Annotated in this window: 21 protein-coding genes; 5 read left to right on the forward strand and 16 right to left on the reverse strand. The window is 71.0% G+C overall.

What is annotated here, in order from left to right; all coding sequences use genetic code 11:
* Positions 1-23: 23 nt before the first annotated feature.
* Positions 24-1088 carry an AI-2E family transporter gene (locus ACWGPE_RS05010; RefSeq protein WP_231430782.1) on the forward strand — a complete coding sequence of 355 codons (1065 nt, stop codon included), beginning with the start codon at positions 24-26 and terminating at the stop codon, positions 1086-1088.
* 6 nt (positions 1089-1094) lie between these two features.
* Here ACWGPE_RS05010 and ACWGPE_RS05015 read toward each other — a convergent pair whose 3' ends face one another.
* From ACWGPE_RS05015 to rpsB, 9 genes are all read right to left on the reverse strand, one after another.
* Positions 1095-1826 carry an alpha/beta hydrolase gene (locus ACWGPE_RS05015; RefSeq protein ID WP_231432316.1) on the reverse strand — a complete coding sequence of 244 codons (732 nt, stop codon included), beginning with the start codon at positions 1824-1826 and terminating at the stop codon, positions 1095-1097.
* 17 nt (positions 1827-1843) lie between these two features.
* The gene (locus ACWGPE_RS05020) at positions 1844-2152 is read right to left on the reverse strand and encodes a hypothetical protein (protein WP_231430781.1); all 309 of its coding nucleotides are present in this window, start codon (positions 2150-2152) and stop codon (positions 1844-1846) included.
* 69 nt (positions 2153-2221) lie between these two features.
* Complete coding sequence (locus ACWGPE_RS05025; protein WP_231430780.1) at positions 2222-2800, reverse strand: aggregation-promoting factor C-terminal-like domain-containing protein; 579 nt, start codon at positions 2798-2800, stop codon at positions 2222-2224.
* A 129-nt stretch (positions 2801-2929) separates the two neighbouring features.
* Positions 2930-3484, reverse strand: coding sequence for a DivIVA domain-containing protein (locus ACWGPE_RS05030; RefSeq protein WP_231430779.1), 555 nt, complete (start codon positions 3482-3484; stop codon positions 2930-2932).
* 20 nt (positions 3485-3504) lie between these two features.
* Entirely contained in the window at positions 3505-4488 is a 984-nt protein-coding gene (locus tag ACWGPE_RS05035) for a phosphatidate cytidylyltransferase (protein WP_275506858.1), read from the reverse strand.
* Between the two features lie 24 nt (positions 4489-4512).
* On the reverse strand, positions 4513-5067 hold the full coding sequence (gene frr, locus ACWGPE_RS05040) for a ribosome recycling factor (protein ID WP_231430777.1): 555 nt from the start codon (positions 5065-5067) through the stop codon (positions 4513-4515).
* A 109-nt stretch (positions 5068-5176) separates the two neighbouring features.
* Positions 5177-5908, reverse strand: a complete 732-nt coding sequence (pyrH, locus tag ACWGPE_RS05045) for a UMP kinase (protein WP_231430776.1) — start codon at positions 5906-5908, stop codon at positions 5177-5179.
* A gap of 173 nt (positions 5909-6081) precedes the next feature.
* The gene (gene tsf, locus ACWGPE_RS05050; protein WP_231430775.1) at positions 6082-6906 is read right to left on the reverse strand and encodes a translation elongation factor Ts; all 825 of its coding nucleotides are present in this window, start codon (positions 6904-6906) and stop codon (positions 6082-6084) included.
* Between the two features lie 23 nt (positions 6907-6929).
* Positions 6930-7850, reverse strand: coding sequence for a 30S ribosomal protein S2 (gene rpsB / locus ACWGPE_RS05055; protein ID WP_231430774.1), 921 nt, complete (start codon positions 7848-7850; stop codon positions 6930-6932).
* Between the two features lie 271 nt (positions 7851-8121).
* Here rpsB and ACWGPE_RS05060 point away from each other — a divergent pair, with 271 nt between their 5' ends.
* Positions 8122-8715, forward strand: a complete 594-nt coding sequence (locus ACWGPE_RS05060; protein WP_452048275.1) for a murein hydrolase activator EnvC family protein — start codon at positions 8122-8124, stop codon at positions 8713-8715.
* Between the two features lie 20 nt (positions 8716-8735).
* On the opposite strand, the gene ACWGPE_RS05065 is transcribed toward ACWGPE_RS05060, so the two are convergent.
* Both ACWGPE_RS05065 and ACWGPE_RS05070 read right to left on the reverse strand, forming a co-directional pair.
* Positions 8736-9680 carry a tyrosine recombinase XerC gene (locus ACWGPE_RS05065; RefSeq protein WP_452048276.1) on the reverse strand — a complete coding sequence of 315 codons (945 nt, stop codon included), beginning with the start codon at positions 9678-9680 and terminating at the stop codon, positions 8736-8738.
* The gene (locus ACWGPE_RS05070) at positions 9677-10579 is read right to left on the reverse strand and encodes a phosphodiesterase (protein WP_452048277.1); all 903 of its coding nucleotides are present in this window, start codon (positions 10577-10579) and stop codon (positions 9677-9679) included. Before ACWGPE_RS05070 ends, ACWGPE_RS05065 begins: the two co-directional genes overlap by 4 nt.
* A gap of 197 nt (positions 10580-10776) precedes the next feature.
* Here ACWGPE_RS05070 and ACWGPE_RS05075 point away from each other — a divergent pair, with 197 nt between their 5' ends.
* Genes ACWGPE_RS05075 through dprA form a run of 3 tightly spaced genes read left to right on the forward strand, consistent with a single transcriptional unit; the run spans position 10777 to position 13918 of the window.
* The gene (locus ACWGPE_RS05075; RefSeq protein ID WP_452048278.1) at positions 10777-11133 is read left to right on the forward strand and encodes a YraN family protein; all 357 of its coding nucleotides are present in this window, start codon (positions 10777-10779) and stop codon (positions 11131-11133) included.
* Positions 11133-12668, forward strand: a complete 1536-nt coding sequence (locus ACWGPE_RS05080; protein ID WP_231430769.1) for a YifB family Mg chelatase-like AAA ATPase — start codon at positions 11133-11135, stop codon at positions 12666-12668. Before ACWGPE_RS05075 ends, ACWGPE_RS05080 begins: the two co-directional genes overlap by 1 nt.
* Positions 12665-13918, forward strand: a complete 1254-nt coding sequence (dprA, locus tag ACWGPE_RS05085; RefSeq protein WP_452048279.1) for a DNA-processing protein DprA — start codon at positions 12665-12667, stop codon at positions 13916-13918. The genes ACWGPE_RS05080 and dprA overlap by 4 nt, the downstream gene beginning before the upstream one ends.
* Before the next feature lie 59 nt (positions 13919-13977).
* On the opposite strand, the gene ACWGPE_RS05090 is transcribed toward dprA, so the two are convergent.
* The 5 genes from ACWGPE_RS05090 to ACWGPE_RS05110 form a co-directional block, all read right to left on the reverse strand.
* Positions 13978-14301, reverse strand: coding sequence for a DUF2469 family protein (locus tag ACWGPE_RS05090; protein WP_231430767.1), 324 nt, complete (start codon positions 14299-14301; stop codon positions 13978-13980).
* A 6-nt stretch (positions 14302-14307) separates the two neighbouring features.
* The gene (locus tag ACWGPE_RS05095) at positions 14308-14994 is read right to left on the reverse strand and encodes a ribonuclease HII (protein ID WP_452048280.1); all 687 of its coding nucleotides are present in this window, start codon (positions 14992-14994) and stop codon (positions 14308-14310) included.
* On the reverse strand, positions 14994-15740 hold the full coding sequence (gene lepB / locus ACWGPE_RS05100; protein ID WP_231430765.1) for a signal peptidase I: 747 nt from the start codon (positions 15738-15740) through the stop codon (positions 14994-14996). Before lepB ends, ACWGPE_RS05095 begins: the two co-directional genes overlap by 1 nt.
* An 82-nt stretch (positions 15741-15822) precedes the next feature.
* Positions 15823-16170, reverse strand: a complete 348-nt coding sequence (gene rplS / locus ACWGPE_RS05105; RefSeq protein WP_231430764.1) for a 50S ribosomal protein L19 — start codon at positions 16168-16170, stop codon at positions 15823-15825.
* 216 nt (positions 16171-16386) lie between these two features.
* Complete coding sequence (locus ACWGPE_RS05110; protein WP_275506851.1) at positions 16387-16917, reverse strand: hypothetical protein; 531 nt, start codon at positions 16915-16917, stop codon at positions 16387-16389.
* Between the last annotated feature and the right edge of the window lie 82 nt (positions 16918-16999).

The raw sequence follows: 16999 nt of genomic DNA on the forward strand, positions 1-16999 counted from the left end.
TCCGGAAGGGGCGCGGTGGTTCCGTGAAGATCCTCAACGCGTTCCGCATCGGCCTCGTCGGCACCCTCGGTGTCGGCGTCGGCCTGTTCATCCTGACCTCGATCGTCAGCCTCTCGACGATCATCACCTACATCGGAGCGGCGCTCTTCCTGGCCCTCGGCCTCGACCCGGCGATCAGCTGGCTCGAGCGCCGAGGGCTTCCGCGTTGGTCCGCGATCCTCATCGTGATGAGCGGGGTCGGCATCATCGTCGCCGCGCTCGTGCTCGCCGTCGTCCCGATCATCGTCGATCAGATCGGCGACCTCGTCGAGGAGATCCCCGGCATCATCGAGCGGTTCAACTCGCAGGACTGGCTCGCCGTGCTCCAGGAGCAGTTCCCGCAGCTGCAGGTCGAGGAGATCAACGCGCAGGTCACGACGGGCCTCACCGACTTCTTCACCAACCCCGACAAGCTCTCCGAGCTCGCGGGCGGCGTGCTGCAGGTCGCGATCGCCATCGGCTCGGGCGTCTTCGCGGTCGTGATCGTGTTCATCCTGATGCTCTACTTCGCCGCGTCGCTGAACACGATGAAGCGCGCCACGTACCAGCTCGTGCCGGCGTCGCGGCGCGCCAGGTTCGCCGACCTCACCGAGCAGATCACGCAGTCGGTCGGCCGCTACGTGCTGGGTCAGGTCTCGCTCGCGGCGGTGAACGGGGTGCTGAGCTTCATCTACCTGTCGATCATCCGTGCGCCGTTCCCGGCCGTGCTCGCGTTCCTCGCCTTCATGTTCTCGCTCGTGCCGCTCGTCGGCACGCTCTCGGGCTCGATCGTGATCGTGCTCGTCTGCCTGATTCCCGGCCTCGGTTCGCCCATCACCGCCCTCGCGGCGGCGATCTACTACATCGTCTACATGCAGGTCGAGGCGTACATCCTGAGCCCGCGCATCATGCATCGGGCGGTGAAGGTGCCCGGCGCCCTCGTCGTGATCGCCGCCCTCGCCGGCGGCGCGCTCGGCGGCATCCTCGGTGCGCTCGTCGCCATCCCGGTCGCCGCCGCCATCCTGCTCATCATCAAGCAGGTCGTCATACCGCGCCAGAACGAACGCTGAGCCGGCTCAGTCCTCGTCGGAGGCGGACGCCGCAGGCCACCGAGTCGGCAGCGGCGCAGCCTCGGGGTTCACCGCGGCCACGATCTCGTCGAGCACGCGCCGCGTCTGCGTCTCCCCCACCCACAGGTGGCGCCCGCCGGCGACGTCGATGCGCCGCAGCTTCGGCAGCCCGGAGAAGCGTTCGGCCGCCTCGGCCGGCCTGAGGTAGTCGTCGTGCTCGGGGATGAGGGCGACGAGCGCGGGGCTCGCGGTCGACCAGCGTGCGAGTTCGGCCGTGCTCGTGCGGTGCAGCGGGGGCGAGAGCAGGATCGCGCCGTCGATGCCGTGCTCGAGCCCGTACTTCAGGGCGAGCTCGGTGCCGAACGACCACCCGACCAGCCACGGGTGCGGGAGTCCGCGCTGCTGCACGAACGACATCGCCGCCGCGACATCCGCCCGCTCGGCGACGCCGTCGCCGAACTCGCCCTCGCTGCGCCCGCGCGGCGACGCCGTGCCTCGCGTGTTGAACCGCAGCACAGCGAGGTCGGCCAGCGCGGGGAGCCGCGCGGCGGCCTTGCGCAGGATGTGCGAGTCCATGAAGCCGCCGGCCGTCGGCAACGGATGCAGCGTGACGAGCGTCGCGACGGGATCGCGCTCGAGGGGCAGCGCCAGCTCGCCGACGAGGCGCAGGCCGTCTGCCGTGTGCAGTTCGATCTCCTCCCGGCGGGCCGGAAGCTCGACTCCCGATCGGATCTCGATCGTGTCATCCGTCTCGCTCACCGTGCGCCCAACCTCCAGCAGTGCGTGTGCCAATGCCGACGCGCCGCAAGGTCGGCCGCGTCGCCCAGCACGCCGTCGGCCCGCCAGGCGACGAGATGCGCGACACCCGGTGCGACCTCGAGGCCGCACCCCGGGCACACGTACGCCTTGACGGCCTGCGCCTCGGAGACGGGCTGCACGTTCCATTCGCGGCCCGCGCGCACCTCGGTGCGGCGCCAGCCGGCGCTCAGCCGATCGACGTCGAGCTCGGGGTGCCCCTCGCGTGCACGGGCGGCACGCGACCGGGGTCGGTTCGAGCGTGCCATGCGTCCAAGTCTAGAACGGCCGCGCATCGAGGCCGCATCGCCGAGGATGCCTCGGCTGGACGGCCCGGCTCAGTACCAGCCGACCGACTCGGAGTGGGCCCAGGCGCCGCAGGGCGTGCCGTAGCGGCCCGAGACGTAGCCGAGACCCCATTCGATCTGCGTCGCCGCGTTCGTCTCCCAGTCGGCCCCCGCGGTCGCCATCTTCGACCCGGGCAGGGCCTGCGGGATGCCGTAGGCGCCGCTCCCGGCGTTGTAGGCGTTGACCCGCCAGCCCGACTCCTTGTTCCAGAGCGCGACGAGGCAGTCGAACTCCGAGGTGGGCCAGCCGCGTGCGGCGACGGCACCGGCGGCGTATGCCTGCGCGGAGCCCGGGTCGGGCGTCACCGCGGGCGGTGCCCAACCGGCGCCGGACGAAGCCGGCTCCACGACCGGCTCGGGCTTCTCCTCGACGACGTACTGCTCGTGCCCGTCGACGGTGACCTCGTAGTCGCCGCCGGCGGCGATCGACTGCACGGCCTCGCCGCCGAACCGGTCGCCCTGCGCGAAGTCGGGCGAAGCGGTCGCCCCGCTGTACGGGTCGACGATGTTCACCAGCACGAAGCTGACCGAGGCGAGGAACGCGAAGACGACGGTCGCGGCCTGCTTCACGGGCCCGCGGGTGATTCTGGGAACGGTCGGGGACGACGGCTGCGCCGCCTCGCCCGATCCTGCATGCCTACCCACGATTCGACGAGTGTAGCGGAGTGGCGGCCGGACGGGCCAATGCCGCGCGCGGGCTCACCGGACCGCCAGCATGACGTCGACGACGGCGTCGAGCACGAGGTCGACCTGCGCCTCGCGGTACCCGCCGCGCTGGGTCGCGAAGACGACCGAGCGGACGTCCTCGACGGAGATGGGCCATCCGTCTCTGAAGTACCGGGTGAGTTTGTCGGCGAACTTGTCGACCTCGCGGACGCTGTAGCCGAGCACGAGCGGATTCATGCGCTCGAACCGCTCGCCCTCGGGCCGCGCGAGCCGGTTGGAGACCACCTGCGCGGTCAGGCGCGCCTCGCGCAGCCACGCCTCGTCGCCGTGCAGCCGGGCCGCATCCTGCCGCTCCTGGGCGGCGAACGCGTCCTCCAGGCGGGCGAGCGCTGCGTCGACGTGCTCCGTCGAGTAGCCGCCCTTCTGCATCGCGAAGGCGGTCAGCCGGATGCGCTCGCTCGTCATCGGCTCGTCACCCGGCGTCGCCGTGCCGTCGTAGGCACGGCGGGCGAGCTGCAGGAACTCCTCGACCTGATCGATCTTGTACCCGAGTCTGGGCTTTCTGGCACGCGGGAACGTCGAATCCACTGCACCAGTATCGCGCACGCTCATCCGAAGAGCCGGAACGCCACGAAGGCGACGGCCGCCGACGGCAGGATCGAATCGAGCCGGTCGAGGAACCCGCCGTGGCCCGGCAGCCACGAGCTCATGTCCTTGATGCCGATGTCGCGCTTGACGAGCGATTCGACGAGATCGCCGAGCGTGGCGGTGAGGAAGATCGCACCGCCGAAGACGAGCCCGAACCACCACGGCTCGCCGAGCATGAACAGGGCGAGCAGCACACCGGCGACCAGGCTCGTCGCGGCGCCGCCGGCGAAGCCCTCCCAGGTCTTCTTCGGGCTGATCACGGGCGCCATCTTGTGCTTGCCGAACATGAGACCGAACGCGTAGGCCCCGGTGTCGGCGGCGACCGCCAGCACGATGAACGCGAGGGTCCACCACTGTCCTCCGTCGGCGGCGGTCAGCACGACCGCGAACGTTGCGAGGAACGTCACGTATCCCTGCACGAACGCACCTGCGGCGAGGTCTCGCCCGAGCGCCGCGCCGTCGGTCCGGCGGGACGGCAGTGCCTGCTCGACGAGCCTCCACGCCGTCACGATCGCGACTCCCGCGACGACCGCGAGGAACTGCCCGCCCGCACCGCCGTAGTAGGCGACGGGCACCGCGATCACCGCGACCGCCACGGTCGGTGCCCGCGGCACGCGGAGGTCGCCCTTGCGGAGTGCCTGCGCGAGTTCGTAGCTCGCGAACCCGGCGATCACGACGGCGAAGAGCATGAAGAGCTCCTTGACGACGAGCAGGCTCAGCAGCAGCGCGCCGCCGAACACGAGCCCGATGAGGATCGCGACGATGAGGTTGCGACCCGTGCGCGCCTTGATCCGTTCCTGGGCCTCGTCGAACTGCGCCTTGGATGCCTCGAACTGACGCTCGAGGTCGGCCTTGCGCGCCGTGACCTGTGCGCGGAAATCGTCGCGCGCGGTGCGGTCCTGCCCCCCGGCGTCCGACTGACCCTCTTCTGGGACGCCTGACATGGCCCTCCCTCAGCCCCCGAGCCCTCAGACCTCGAGGAGTTCGGCTTCCTTGCGCTTGAGGGCCTCGTCGATCGCGTCGACGTGCGTCTTCGTGATCTGCTCGAGCTCCTTCTCGCCGCGCCCGACCTCGTCGTCGCCGACCTCGCCCTTGAGCGCGTCGAGGTCGTCCTTCGCCTTGCGGCGGATGTTGCGGACCGACACCTTCGCGTCTTCGGCCTTCGAACGGACCATCTTGACGTACTCCTTGCGGCGCTCCTCCGTCAGCTCGGGCAGCGTCACGCGGATGAGGTTGCCGTCGTTCGTCGGGTTGGCGCCCAGGTTCGGGGTGTCGCGGATCGCCTGCTCGATGTCGCGCAGCGCGCCCTTGTCGTAGGGCGTGACGACCAGCGTGCGCGCCTCGGGGTTCTGCAGCGACGCGAGCTGCGCGAGCGGCGTCGGCGTGCCGTAGTAGCTCACCATGATCTTCTGGAAGAGCTGGGGGTTCGCCCGCCCCGTACGCACGGTGGCGAAGTCGTCCTTGGCGACTTCGACCGCCTTCTGCATGCGTGCGGTGGCATCGGAAAGTACATCCGCGATCACGGGAACTCCTTTACGGTTCGCTACTCGTGCCAGTCTATCGACTGGCCGGGTCCACACCGTTGCTCGCCGCGGCGCCACGTTCGGCGTCGCGGCCCGGCGCGGTCGGGTTCTATCGGTTCGACGACTCCACGCCGTTGCTCACGACGGTGCCGAGGTCGGCGCCGAGGATCGCCGCCGTGACGTTGCCGGCCGGCTCCATGCCGAACACCTGCATCGGCATGCCGTTGTCCATGCAGAGGCTGAAGGCGGTCGAGTCGACGACCTTGAGGCCGCGCTGCAGCGCCTCCTGGTAGCTGATGCGGTCGATCTTCGTGGCGTCGGGGTTCGTCCGGGGGTCGTCCGAGTAGACGCCGTCGACGCCGTTCTTCGCGACGAGCACCACGTCGGCATCGATCTCGAGCGCTCGTTGCGCGGCGACGGTGTCGGTCGAGAAGTACGGGAGCCCCGCACCCGCGCCGAAGATCACGACGCGGCCCTTCTCGAGGTGCCGCTCGGCGCGACGCGGGATGTACGGCTCGGCGACCTGGGTCATCGAGATCGCCGACTGGACGCGGGTCTCTGCGCCGGCCTGCTCGAGGAAGTCCTGGAGCGCGAGCGAGTTCATGACGGTGCCGAGCATGCCCATGTAGTCCGCGCGACCGCGATCCATGCCGCGCTGGCTGAGCTCCGCGCCGCGGAAGAAGTTGCCGCCGCCGACGACGATCGCGACCTCGACCGTCTGCGCCGCATCGGCGATCTCGCGCGCGAGGGCGCTCACGACGTCGGGGTTGACCCCGAGCGCTCCCCCGCCGAATGCCTCTCCCGAGAGCTTCAGCATCACCCTGCGCTTGCGTTCCGTCATCCCCGCCGTCCTTCCGGTGCCCGTGTCAAAACTAGTGCTTCACCCGACCGGGTGCACAGCATCCGGTCGAGGCGCGCGGCGCGGCGTCGTCCGAGGACGAGCTCGGCGAAGCATCCGCGCATGGAAAAGGGAGCCCGGATCGAATGGACGATCCGGACTCCCTCATGTCGGCGTTACGCCGTGGCCTTGAAGCGGGCGAACCCGGTCACGGTGAGACCGGCGTCGTCCAGGATCTTCTTGACCTGCTGCTTGTTGTCGCGGGCGTAGTCCTGCTCCAGCAGGGCGACCTGCTTGAAGAACGCGGTGAGGCGACCCTCGACGATCTTCGGCAGGGCGGCCTCGGGCTTGCCCTCGTTGCGGCTGATCTCGGTGACGAGCTCGCGCTCCTTCTCGACGACATCGGTCGGAACCTCGTCGCGCGAGATGAACGACGGGTCGAACATCGCGATGTGCTGCGCGATCCCGCGAGCGGTCTCGGCGTCGGCACCCGTGTAGGCGACGAGCACGCCGATCTGCGGCGGCAGGTCCTTCGACGTCTTGTGCAGGTAGACCGCGAACTCGTCGCCCGAGAGGGTGACGACCTTCGCGAGCTCGACCTTCTCGCCGAGCGTGGCGGCCTGCTCGTCGATGACCTCGCCGACGGTCTTGCCGTCGACCGGCGCCGCGAGAGCGGCCTCGACGTCGGCGGCACCGGCGGCGGCGACCGCGTCGAGCACCTTGTCGGCGAGCGCGATGAACTTGTCGTTCTTCGCGACGAAGTCCGTCTCGCAGGCGAGCTGGATCATCGTGTAGCCGGCGGGCGACTCCTTGGCGGCGACAAGGCCCTCGCTCGTCGAGCGGTCGGCGCGCTTCGCGTTGCCCTTTGCGCCCTTCAGGCGCAGGATCTCGGTGGCCTTCTCGAGGTCGCCACCGGCCTCCTCGAGCGCCTTCTTCGTGTCGACCATGCCCGTGCCGAGCTGCTCGCGCAGGGCCTTGATGTCAGCGATGCTGATTGCCATGTGTGGCTGTCTCCTTCGGGGACTTATTCGGCGGGGGTGGCGGCGGCCTCGGCGGCCTCCGCGCCTTCGACGTCGGCGGCCGACTCGGTCGCAGCGATCTCGGTCGCGGCCTCGTCGACGACCTCAGCAGCCTCGGCCTTGGCCTCGGCCTCGGTCTCGGCGGTCTTCTCGGTCGCGGCGCCCTGCTGGAGGAGCTCCTGCTCCCACTCGGCGAGCGGCTCGACGGCCGAGACGTTGCCGGCCTCTTCAGGCTTCTGGTGGCGCTCGATGAGCCCCTCGGCGGCGGCGTCGGCGATGATGCGGGTGAGCAGGCTCACCGAGCGGATCGCGTCGTCGTTGCCCGGGATCGGGTACTGGACCTCGTCGGGGTCGCAGTTGGTGTCGAGGATGCCGATGACGGGGATGCCGAGCTTCTTGGCCTCGTCGATCGCGAGGTGCTCCTTCTTGGTGTCGACCACCCAGAGGGCCGACGGCGTCTTCGACAGGTTGCGGATGCCGCCGAGCGACTTGTGCAGCTTGTCGAGCTCGCGCTTCTTGATGAGGAGCTCCTTCTTGGTGAAGCCGCTCGTGGTGCCCTCGAAGTCGAGCTCCTCGAGCTCCTTCATGCGCGCGAGGCGCTTGGAGACCGTCTGGAAGTTGGTGAGGAGGCCGCCGAGCCAACGCTGGTTGACGTAGGGCTGGCCGACGCGGGTCGCCTGCTCGGCGATCGACTCCTGCGCCTGCTTCTTCGTGCCGACGAAGAGGATGGTGCCGCCGTGGGCGACCGTCTCGCGGACGAAGTCGTAGGCCTTGTCGATGTAGGCGAGCGACTGCTGCAGGTCGATGATGTAGATGCCCGAGCGCTCGGTGAAGATGAAGCGCTTCATCTTCGGGTTCCAGCGGCGGGTCTGGTGCCCGAAGTGCACGCCGCTGTCGAGCAGCTGGCGAATGGTGACGACGGCCATGAGCCGTTCTCCTTCTGTTCTCAGTTGTCGCAACCGGCCGGCGGCCGGGAGCCCTGGTGCCCGGCACGGCTCCGCCGGTCTCGCTCGCGATGAGCGGGTCGGACTGAATGGAGTCGGCTGCCGAATGGGCACGCGTAGTCACCTCGACATGCGAGGCGCTCCGGATACTCTACCATCGGCACCCGTCCTCCCCAACCGAGGCAGGGGCACCGCAGTCCACAAGCCGCCGCTTCCGCCGAGGGGATGCCTCCCGCCGACGCACGATCGGTGGATGGATGATCTCGACCGTTCCGTTCCGGCCCGTCCGCGGCCTCGACGAGCCGCCTGGACCGTCGCCGCACTGTCCTGCCTCGTCGTGGGCCTGCTCGCCGCTGTGGGCGGCGCGACCTCGCCCACGGCTTCCGCGCTCGATCGCGCTCCGACCCCCGCGGGGGCGACGGGCCCGGGTCGGGGGCCGTTGCAGTGGGTCTGGCCCGCGCCGGCGCCCATCAGGGTCGTCGCACCGTTCCGTGCTCCGCCGACGCCCTACTCGGCCGGACACCGCGGCATCGACCTCGCGGTCGCACCCGGCGCGACCGTCGTCGCCGCCGCGGGCGGCACCGTCCGCTTCGCCGGCATGGTCGCGGGCCGGGGCGTCGTGTCGATCGACCACGGCGACGGCGTCATCAGCTCCATCGAGCCGATCACCGCGCTCGTGCGGGAGGGCGACCTGCTCGCCGCAGGCGATCGGATCGGTGCCGTCGACCGCGGCGGCCACTGCGAGGGCGACTGCGTGCACTTCGGCATCAGGGTCGACGGCGAGTACGTCTCGCCCTTCCTGTTCTTCGGCGGATTGCCCAGGTCGGTGCTGCTGCCGCTGTCGTGACGATCGCCTCGAAAGGCGGCTCACGCCCGCGGATGCGCGGTGCGGTAGCTCTCCTTCAGGCGCTCGGCCGACACGTGCGTGTAGATCTGGGTGGTGCCGAGGCTCGCATGGCCGAGGAACTCCTGCACGGCCCGAAGATCGGCGCCGCCGTCGAGCAGGTGGGTCGCCGCGGTGTGCCGGAAGGTGTGCGGCCCGCTCGGGCCGGTGCCGGGGATCTCCGCGAGCAGGCCGGCGACGAGGCGGTACACGCTGCGCGTGCCCAACCGAGCCCCCCGCTCGCCGACGAAGACGGCCTCGGTCGTCGGCGCACGTGACGACGCGCCGCCGTGCCGTTCGTCGGCCGCGGCGAGGATCTCGCCCCGGGCGGCATCGAGATAGCGGTCGAGCGCACGCGCTGCGGGAGCGCCGTACGGCACGACGCGCTCCTTCGACCCCTTGCCGAGCACGCGGACCGTGCGGCGCCGCCGGTCGAGATCGCCGCGATCGATGCCGACGAGCTCCGAGACTCGAAGCGCCGACGCGTACAGGAGCTCGGCGATCGCGACGTCTCGCGCCGCGATCGGATCCCCCGTCGTCACGGCGCGCGCCTCCAGGCGCGCGAGCGCGGCGGCGAGCGCATCGGCCGTGACCACCCGCGGCAGCGCACGCTGGGCGCGCGGCGCCCGAAGACGCGCGCCGGGATCGGCGGCCAGTTCGCCTCGGCGGGTGAGCCACGCCGTCAGCCCGCGCGCCGACGCCGCGCGCCGGGCGATGCTCGACCGGGCGAGACCGCGCTCGGTCGACGCCCAGAGCCAGTCGCGAAGCAGCGCGAGGTCGAGGTCGCGCGCATCGCCGACGCCGTGCGACTCCGCGAACGTCGCCAGGTCGAGGAGGTCGGCCCGGTAGGCGGCGACGGTGTGCTCCGAGTAGCCTCGCTCCGCACGGACGCCGCCGAGGTAGTCGTCGATGGCCGCGTCGAGGTTCATGATTCCGGCTTGCGTGAGAACCGGTCGAGCCGTCGGGCCGGTTCGAGGGACTCGAGCTCGGCGAGATACGCCTCGTCGAATCGAGTGACCACCGGGCCGGGTGGCAGCGGGACGACCGAGCTGGTGACCGCATCGTCGAAGAGATGGACGAGCGAGAAGGAGCGACCGCCGTCGACGCCGACGAGTTCGCGCGGCGGCGCCGAGAGGTCCATCGTGTACGCCGTCGCCCCCGCGACCGCGACCGGCACCCCTGCGAACATTCCCTGCGTCGGATAGTGCAGGTGCCCGCCGAGGATGAGCCGCACGTCGCGACCCCAGACGACCTCGGCGAGCGCGCGCTGCCCGCGGAGCTCGAGCACGTCCATGAGGACGAGCGGGGTCGGGATCGGCGCATGATGGAGCGCGAGCACCGTGCCCCGTGGTGCCGGCACCGACAGCACCCCGTCGAGCCACGCCAGCGCCGAGGCATCCAGCTCGCCGTGGTGGTAGCCCGGCACGCTCGAGTCGAGTGCGACGATGCGGAGCCCGTCGAGGTCGAACACCTGGTGCACGGGGTCGTCGCTCGCGGGCTCGTCGAGGAGCTCGGTACGGAAGGGCGCACGTTCGTCGTGGTTGCCCATCACCCAGACGAGGCGGGCACCGGCGTCGGCGGCGACCGGCTCGAGTGCCGCGCGTGCGCGGGCGTACGCGTCGGGTTCGCCGAGGTCGGCCACGTCGCCGGTCACCACGATGGCGTCGAGCGCCGGACCGAGCCTCCGCAGCTGCGTCGCAGCCTGCGCGAGCGCGCCCTCGGTGTCGGCGACTCCGCCGAGCGGCGCGCCGCCCGCGAGCAGATGGGTGTCGCTCACGTGCGCGATGACGGTTCGCGCCGCCGGATACAAGCCGAGTCGTGGGTGCACGGGTCCTCCTCGCGGCCAGCCTAGACGTGGGCGCCGACACGTCCCCGGACGACGCCGGGCGCGCCGGGGCACCCGTCCTCGACAGTGCGGGCGACCCCTCCTCGACAGCTCGGGGTGCGACGGATCCGTCGGTTCGACGGCAGTCGACGGCGGACCGCCGTCCTCGACAGTCGACGCTGGACGCGGAGGTGGTGCCGATGAACCACAACACCGAACTCGGACGACGTGGCGAACAGCTCGCCGCCGAGCATCTCGAAGGCGCCGGCATGACGGTCGTCGACCGGAACTGGCGCTGTGCGCTCGGCGAAGTCGACCTGGTGGCCCGTGCGGGTGCGACCCTCGTGTTCGTCGAGGTGAAGACACGCTCGGGGGCCGGCTACGGCCACCCGTTCGAGTCGATCACGCCGCGCAAGCTCGCGCGACTCCGACGACTCGCGGCGGCCTGGTGCGACGAGACCGGCGCGCGCGCCGACCTCATCAGGATCGACGCCGTCTCGGTCCTCGCGCCGCCCTCCGGTTCGGTGGTCATCGAGCACCTCGAGGGGGTGAGCTGATGTCGGTCGCCCGGACGCGCTCCGTCGCCCTGCTCGGCCTCACGGGATCGATCGTCGAGGTCGAAGCCGACCTCTCCTCGCAACTGCCCGCCGTCGTCATCATCGGACTGCCCGATGCCGCACTCGGCGAGGCCCGCGACCGTGTCCGTTCGGCCGCCAGCAACGCCGGGTGCCCGCTGCCGACCCGACGACTCACGGTGAACCTCTCCCCTGCCGCCCTCCCGAAGCACGGGTCGGGGTTCGACCTCGCGATCGCGCTCGCCTGCCTCGGCGCCGCGGGCGAGGTGCCGACGGCGTCGATCGACCGGGTCGTGCATCTCGGCGAGCTCGGGCTCGACGGGCGCCTCCGCCCGATCGACGGCGTCCTGCCGGCCGTGCTCGCGGCGGCGAGGGCGGGGCACGACCTCGTGATGGTGCCGACCGCCAACGCCGCCGAGGCGGCACTCGTCCCCGGGGTGCGCGTCGTCGGGGTCGCGTCGCTCCTGGAGGCGGCGATCTGGCACGGCGCCGCGTACCCTCCGCGCGAGGTGGCAGCGGTCGAGGCCCCCGCCGTCGACGACGTCGTCTGCGAGCTGCCCGGCGATCTCGCCGACGTCGCGGGCAACACGGACGCCGTCGATGCGATGCTCGTGGCCGCCGCAGGCGGACACCACCTCTCCCTCCTGGGGCCGCCCGGTGCCGGCAAGACGATGCTCGCGGCCCGGCTGCCCGGCCTGCTGCCCGATCTCGATGCCGATGCCGCGCTCGAGGTCGCGTCGATCCGATCGCTCGCCGGCCTCCGTCCCAACGGGTCGCTCTCGTTCCGTCCCCCGTTCGAGGCGCCGCACCACACCGCGACGGCGGCGGCGATCGTCGGTGGCGGCAGCCGGATGATCCGTCCGGGGGCCGCCGCCCGCGCGACCCACGGGGTGCTCTTCCTCGACGAGGCCCCGGAGTTCCCGAGGGCGGTGCTCGACGTGCTGCGGCAGCCCATCGAGTCGGGCACGATCTCGATCCATCGCGCGAACGCCGTCGCCACGTTCCCGGCGCGCTTCCAGCTCGTCCTCGCCTCCAACCCGTGCCCGTGCGGCAATGCGGGCACGAGCGACTGCACGTGCGCGCCGATCGTGCAGCGGCGCTATCTCGCTCGACTCTCGGGCCCGCTGCTCGACCGGATCGACCTCCAGCTGCGGGTGCCTCGCATCACCGTGGCGGCGATGCGCCTGGCCGGCGACGGTTCGACCGTCTCGACCGCCGAAGCACGACATCGCGTCGGCGAGGCGAGGCTGGCGGCGGCCGAACGCCTGCGCGGTACGCCGTGGCGCACCAACGCGGAGATGCCCGGTACCTGGCTGCGCGGCGCCGGCCGGCTGCATCCCGGCGGCGCAGCCACGAAGGGCATCGACCGGATGCTCGAGCTCGGTGCCATCACGATGCGCGGCTACGACCGAATCCTCAAGGTCGCGTGGACCCTCGCCGATCTCGCGGGGGCCGGATCGCCCGGAGCCGAGCACGTCGGCCGCGCGAGCTTCTTCAAGACGGGAGCAGAGGCATGAGCACCGACCCGTTCCGCCATGTCGACGCCGCCGTGTTCGACGCCGTCCGCGCACATGCCCGCACCGGCGACGAGCGCCGCGCCGATGCCGAGGCCCGGGCACTGCTCGGGTTCCTGGCCGAACCCGGCGACGGGGTGCTCGGCAGGGCGGTCGCCGCTGCCGGCGCCCGCGCCGTCGCAGGCCTCGTCGCCGGCGGGGCACCCGCTTCGGCGCTCGCCGAGGTGCTGGGCCGCGACGGCGAGACGGCGACCCTGCAGTCGGCCGTGCAGGCGCTCGGGCGGTGGCGACCGCGCCTCGACGACGAGGCCTTCGCCAGCTCGCTCGTGCAGGCGGCGCGCGTCGGGGCGCGCCTGCTCGTACCGGGCGATCCCGAGTGGCCGTGGCGCATCGACGATCTGGGCGCGGCCGCGCCGGTCTCGCTGTGGGTGCGAGGGCGCCCGGAGGCCCTCGCCGAGGGGCAGGCCACCATCTCGCTCGTGGGCGCCAGAGCGGCCACCGGCTATGGCCAGCACGTCACCGCCGAGGCCTCGGCCGGGCTCGTGGACCGCGGGTTCGCGATCGTCTCGGGCGGCGCATACGGCATCGACGGCACGGCGCACCGGGCCGCGCTCGCGAGCGACGGGACGACGGTCGCGTTCCTCGCCGGCGGGATCGACCGCTACTACCCCAGCGGTCACGAGGCACTGCTCTCACGCATCGCCGAGACGGGCGCCGTCTATTCGGAGGTCGCGTGCGGCACCGCGCCGTCGAAGTGGCGGTTCCTCATGCGCAACCGACTCATCGCCGCGGCCGGCGATGCGACCGTCGTGCTCGAGGCCGGACTGCGGTCGGGCTCGCTCAACACCGCCACGCACGCCACCGAGCTCGGCCGACCGCTCGGGGCGGTGCCCGGGCCCGTCACGAGTCCTGCGTCAGCAGGCCGCCATCGGCTCTTCCGCGAACGCGACGCGATCTGCGTCGTCGACGCGGCCCAGATGGCCGAACTCGCCTCGGGCCTCGGCGCCGCCATCGGCGGGGCTTCCCCGTCGGGCGGCCGAGTCTCGACGTCCGCACCCGTCGAGCCGAGCCACGACGGGCTCCGCGTGCTCGATGCGCTCAGCACGCGTGCGGCCCGCGGAGTCGACGACTTGGCCCGCCGAAGCGGTATGTCGCCGGGACATGTCATGTCCACGCTCGCCGAACTCGAGGTCGAGGGGCACGCCCGGCGCGACACCGGAGGGCTCTGGACGCGACGGATCCGACGACGATGAGCCGTGAGTCAGAGGCCCCGCCCTCTCGGAGCGGTGCCGGGGAGCGGGCCCCCGCGGGCTCACTCGTCGAGCGCGAGCTCCTTCGGAAGCTCGAACTCGCGGGTGGCGAGCTCCTCGACGTTGACGTCCTTGAAGGTGAGCACGCGCACGCTCTTCACGAAACGGTCGGCTCGGTAGACGTCCCACACCCAGACGTCCTTCATCGTGAGCTCGAAGTAGAAGTCGTGCTCGGTGTCGCGTCGAACGAGTTCGACCTCGTTCGCGAGGTAGAACCGTCGCTCGGTCTCGACCACGTACTTGAACTGCGCGACGATGTCGCGATACTCGCGGTACAGGGCCAGCTCGACCTCGCGGTCGTAGTCTTCGAACTCGTCTTCATCCATCGCGAATCATCCTACGCCGAGGTCGAACAACGCCGGCGCCTCGCGCTCGCGCTCGTGCAGCCAGGTCCGGCGGTGCAGGTCGCTCGGACCGTGCTCGTCGATCGCGGCGAAGTGCGCGCGGCTCGAGTAGCCCTTGTTCTCGTCCCACGAGTACAACGGGGTCTCGGTGTGGGCCAGGCGCATGCCGCCGTCGCGGTGCACCTTCGCGATGACCGAAGCCGCAGCGACCGACGCGCAGTCGCGGTCGGCCTTGATGCGCGTGCGCACGCGGGCGCGGTACTCGATCGCCGGGCTCAGCCAGTCGTGGTTGCCGTCGAGGATGAGCGGCGCCCCGCGGAGCTCGGGGGCGAGTTCTGCCGGCAGCGAGGCGAGTGCCCTGGCCCCCGCCAGACCCAGGCAGGCCATGATGCCGAGCGCGTCGATCTCGTTCGCCGACGCCTCGCCGACCGCAGCCGCCATGACCCATGCGGCAGCTCGGGGCGCCATCGCCTCGCGGCGGGGCTCGGTCATGAGCTTCGAGTCGCGCAGCCCCGTCGGCATGCGCCTGACCGTCCGGTCGATGACGACCAGTCCGACCGTGACCGGGCCGGCGAGCGCACCCCGGCCCACCTCGTCGCAGGCGAGCACGAACGGGGCCCCCTCGTCGAACAGCTCGCGCTCGAGCTTGAGGTTCGGGATCGCCTGCTTCGGCATCAGCCCGTACCCTCGTCGACGCCCTCGAACACGTCGGGGTAGTTGTCGAGCCACGACCAGTGCGAGAGCGGCCAGCTGACGACGAACGCGCGACCGACGACGTTCTCGATCGGGACGAAGCCCTTGAGCGGGGTGTCGGCGTTGTAGCGCGAGTCCTTCGAGTTGTTGCGGTTGTCGCCCATGACCCAGAGCGAGTCGTCGGGGACGACCTCGTCGAAGTCCACCTCCGAGGCCTTCGTGTCGCCCGGCGGCAGGAAGATGTACGGCTCGTCGAGCGGCACCCCGTTGACGCTCATCTGGCCGAGCGCGTTGCAGCACTCGACGTGATCGCCCGGCAGCCCGATGACGCGCTTCACGAGGTGGTCGTTCGAGTCGGGCGCACTCAGCCCGACGAACGCGAGGAACCAGTCGACGGCCGCGACGAGCGGCGGCTGGTTCGGCTCGGGCACCGACGTCAGCCAGCCCCCCGGATCCTTGAAGACGACCACGTCGCCGCGCGAGATCGGCGTGAGCTCCGGCACCAGCTGGTTCACGATGATGCGGTCGTCTTTCACGAGCGTCTCCTCCATCGACTGCGATGGGATGAAGAACGATCGGATGAGGAACGTCTTGATGAGGAACGAAACGAGCACCGCCACCACGAAGATGACGAGCAGGTCCCTCAGGAAGAGGAGGAAGCTGCGCTGCCGTCGTGCCGTTGCCGTACCCGCGCGATCTGCGCGCGTGGTGGTGTCTTCTTCTGTCATTTAACCGCCCGAGCTCCCCACCAGTCTATGGTGGGGAGCTCGGTCGGAAGTTCGCGGCAGGCCGCGATTCACGCGCGCCGGATCAGGCGTCGCGCTTCTCCTTGATCTTCGCCTTCTTGCCGCGCAGCTTGCGCAGGTAGTAGAGCTTCGCGCGACGCACGTCACCGCGGGTCACGACCTCGATGTGGTCGATGACCGGGGAGTGCACCGGGAACTTGCGCTCGACGCCGACCTGGAAGCTGACCTTGCGGACCGTGAAGGTCTCGCGCACGCCTTCGCCCGAGCGGCCGATGACGACGCCCTGGAAGACCTGGATGCGCGAGCGCGTGCCTTCGATGATGTTCACGTGCACCTTGACGGTGTCACCCGCCCGGAACTCCGGGATGTCGGAACGCAGGCTCGCCGCGTCGACATGGTCGAGGATGTGCATGATGATTCGCTCTCTGCGCCCGCCACCGGTCGAACGCGGATCTTGATGGGAAAGTGTCTGGTGCCGCCTCGCACGGTGACCGTGCGTCGCATGCTCCCCGGAGGCAGAGTCGTCGGCAGGATCGCTCCTGCAGCGGCACAATCCTCTATTGTGCCATGCCGACGGCCCGACAGCCAAAGCGACGAGACGGATGCCTCGACCGCGCCGCGACGGTGATCAGTCGCGCACCTCGTGGACGATGATGACATCGCCGTCGTCGTCGCCCCGCCCCGAGCCGGTCGACGGGAACGGCGGACGCCGCGCCGAGGCATCCCCCGCCGGTGCGCCGCCGCGCTGCTCGGCCGCGAGCCGCTCGAACTCGGCCATCGACGCGTTCATGCGCCTCGCGCCGTCGCGCACGAGCTCCCACAGGACCACCCAGAACGCGGCGATCGCACCGACCACCGCGAGGAGGCCGAACACGCCGCTGGAGGCGAGGTAGAACCCGGTGCCGATGATGGCGGCGTGCCAGGCGCCGAGCACGCCGACGTCGGTCCACGAGACCGCCCGCTCGCGGCGGACCGTCGGCCTCGCGTTCACGAGCAGGGCGACCACCCCGAGCGTGAGGAACGCGATCGGCACGACGATGACGAGCCCGAGCGTGCCCCAGCCGCCCGAGCCGAAGATCGCCCAGCCCACGAGCAACCACACCGGCAGCGCGACGATCGCGATGAACTGCCAGCGGTAGAAGAGGCGCCGGATGAGCATGTGCCAAGGCTAATCCCGACCGCCTGCGAGCGCGCCGGGTGTTCACTCAGGGCGGAGCCGACAGAATGGACTCGGAGAGGAT

The organism is Agromyces sp. NPDC055658, assembly GCF_053618155.1.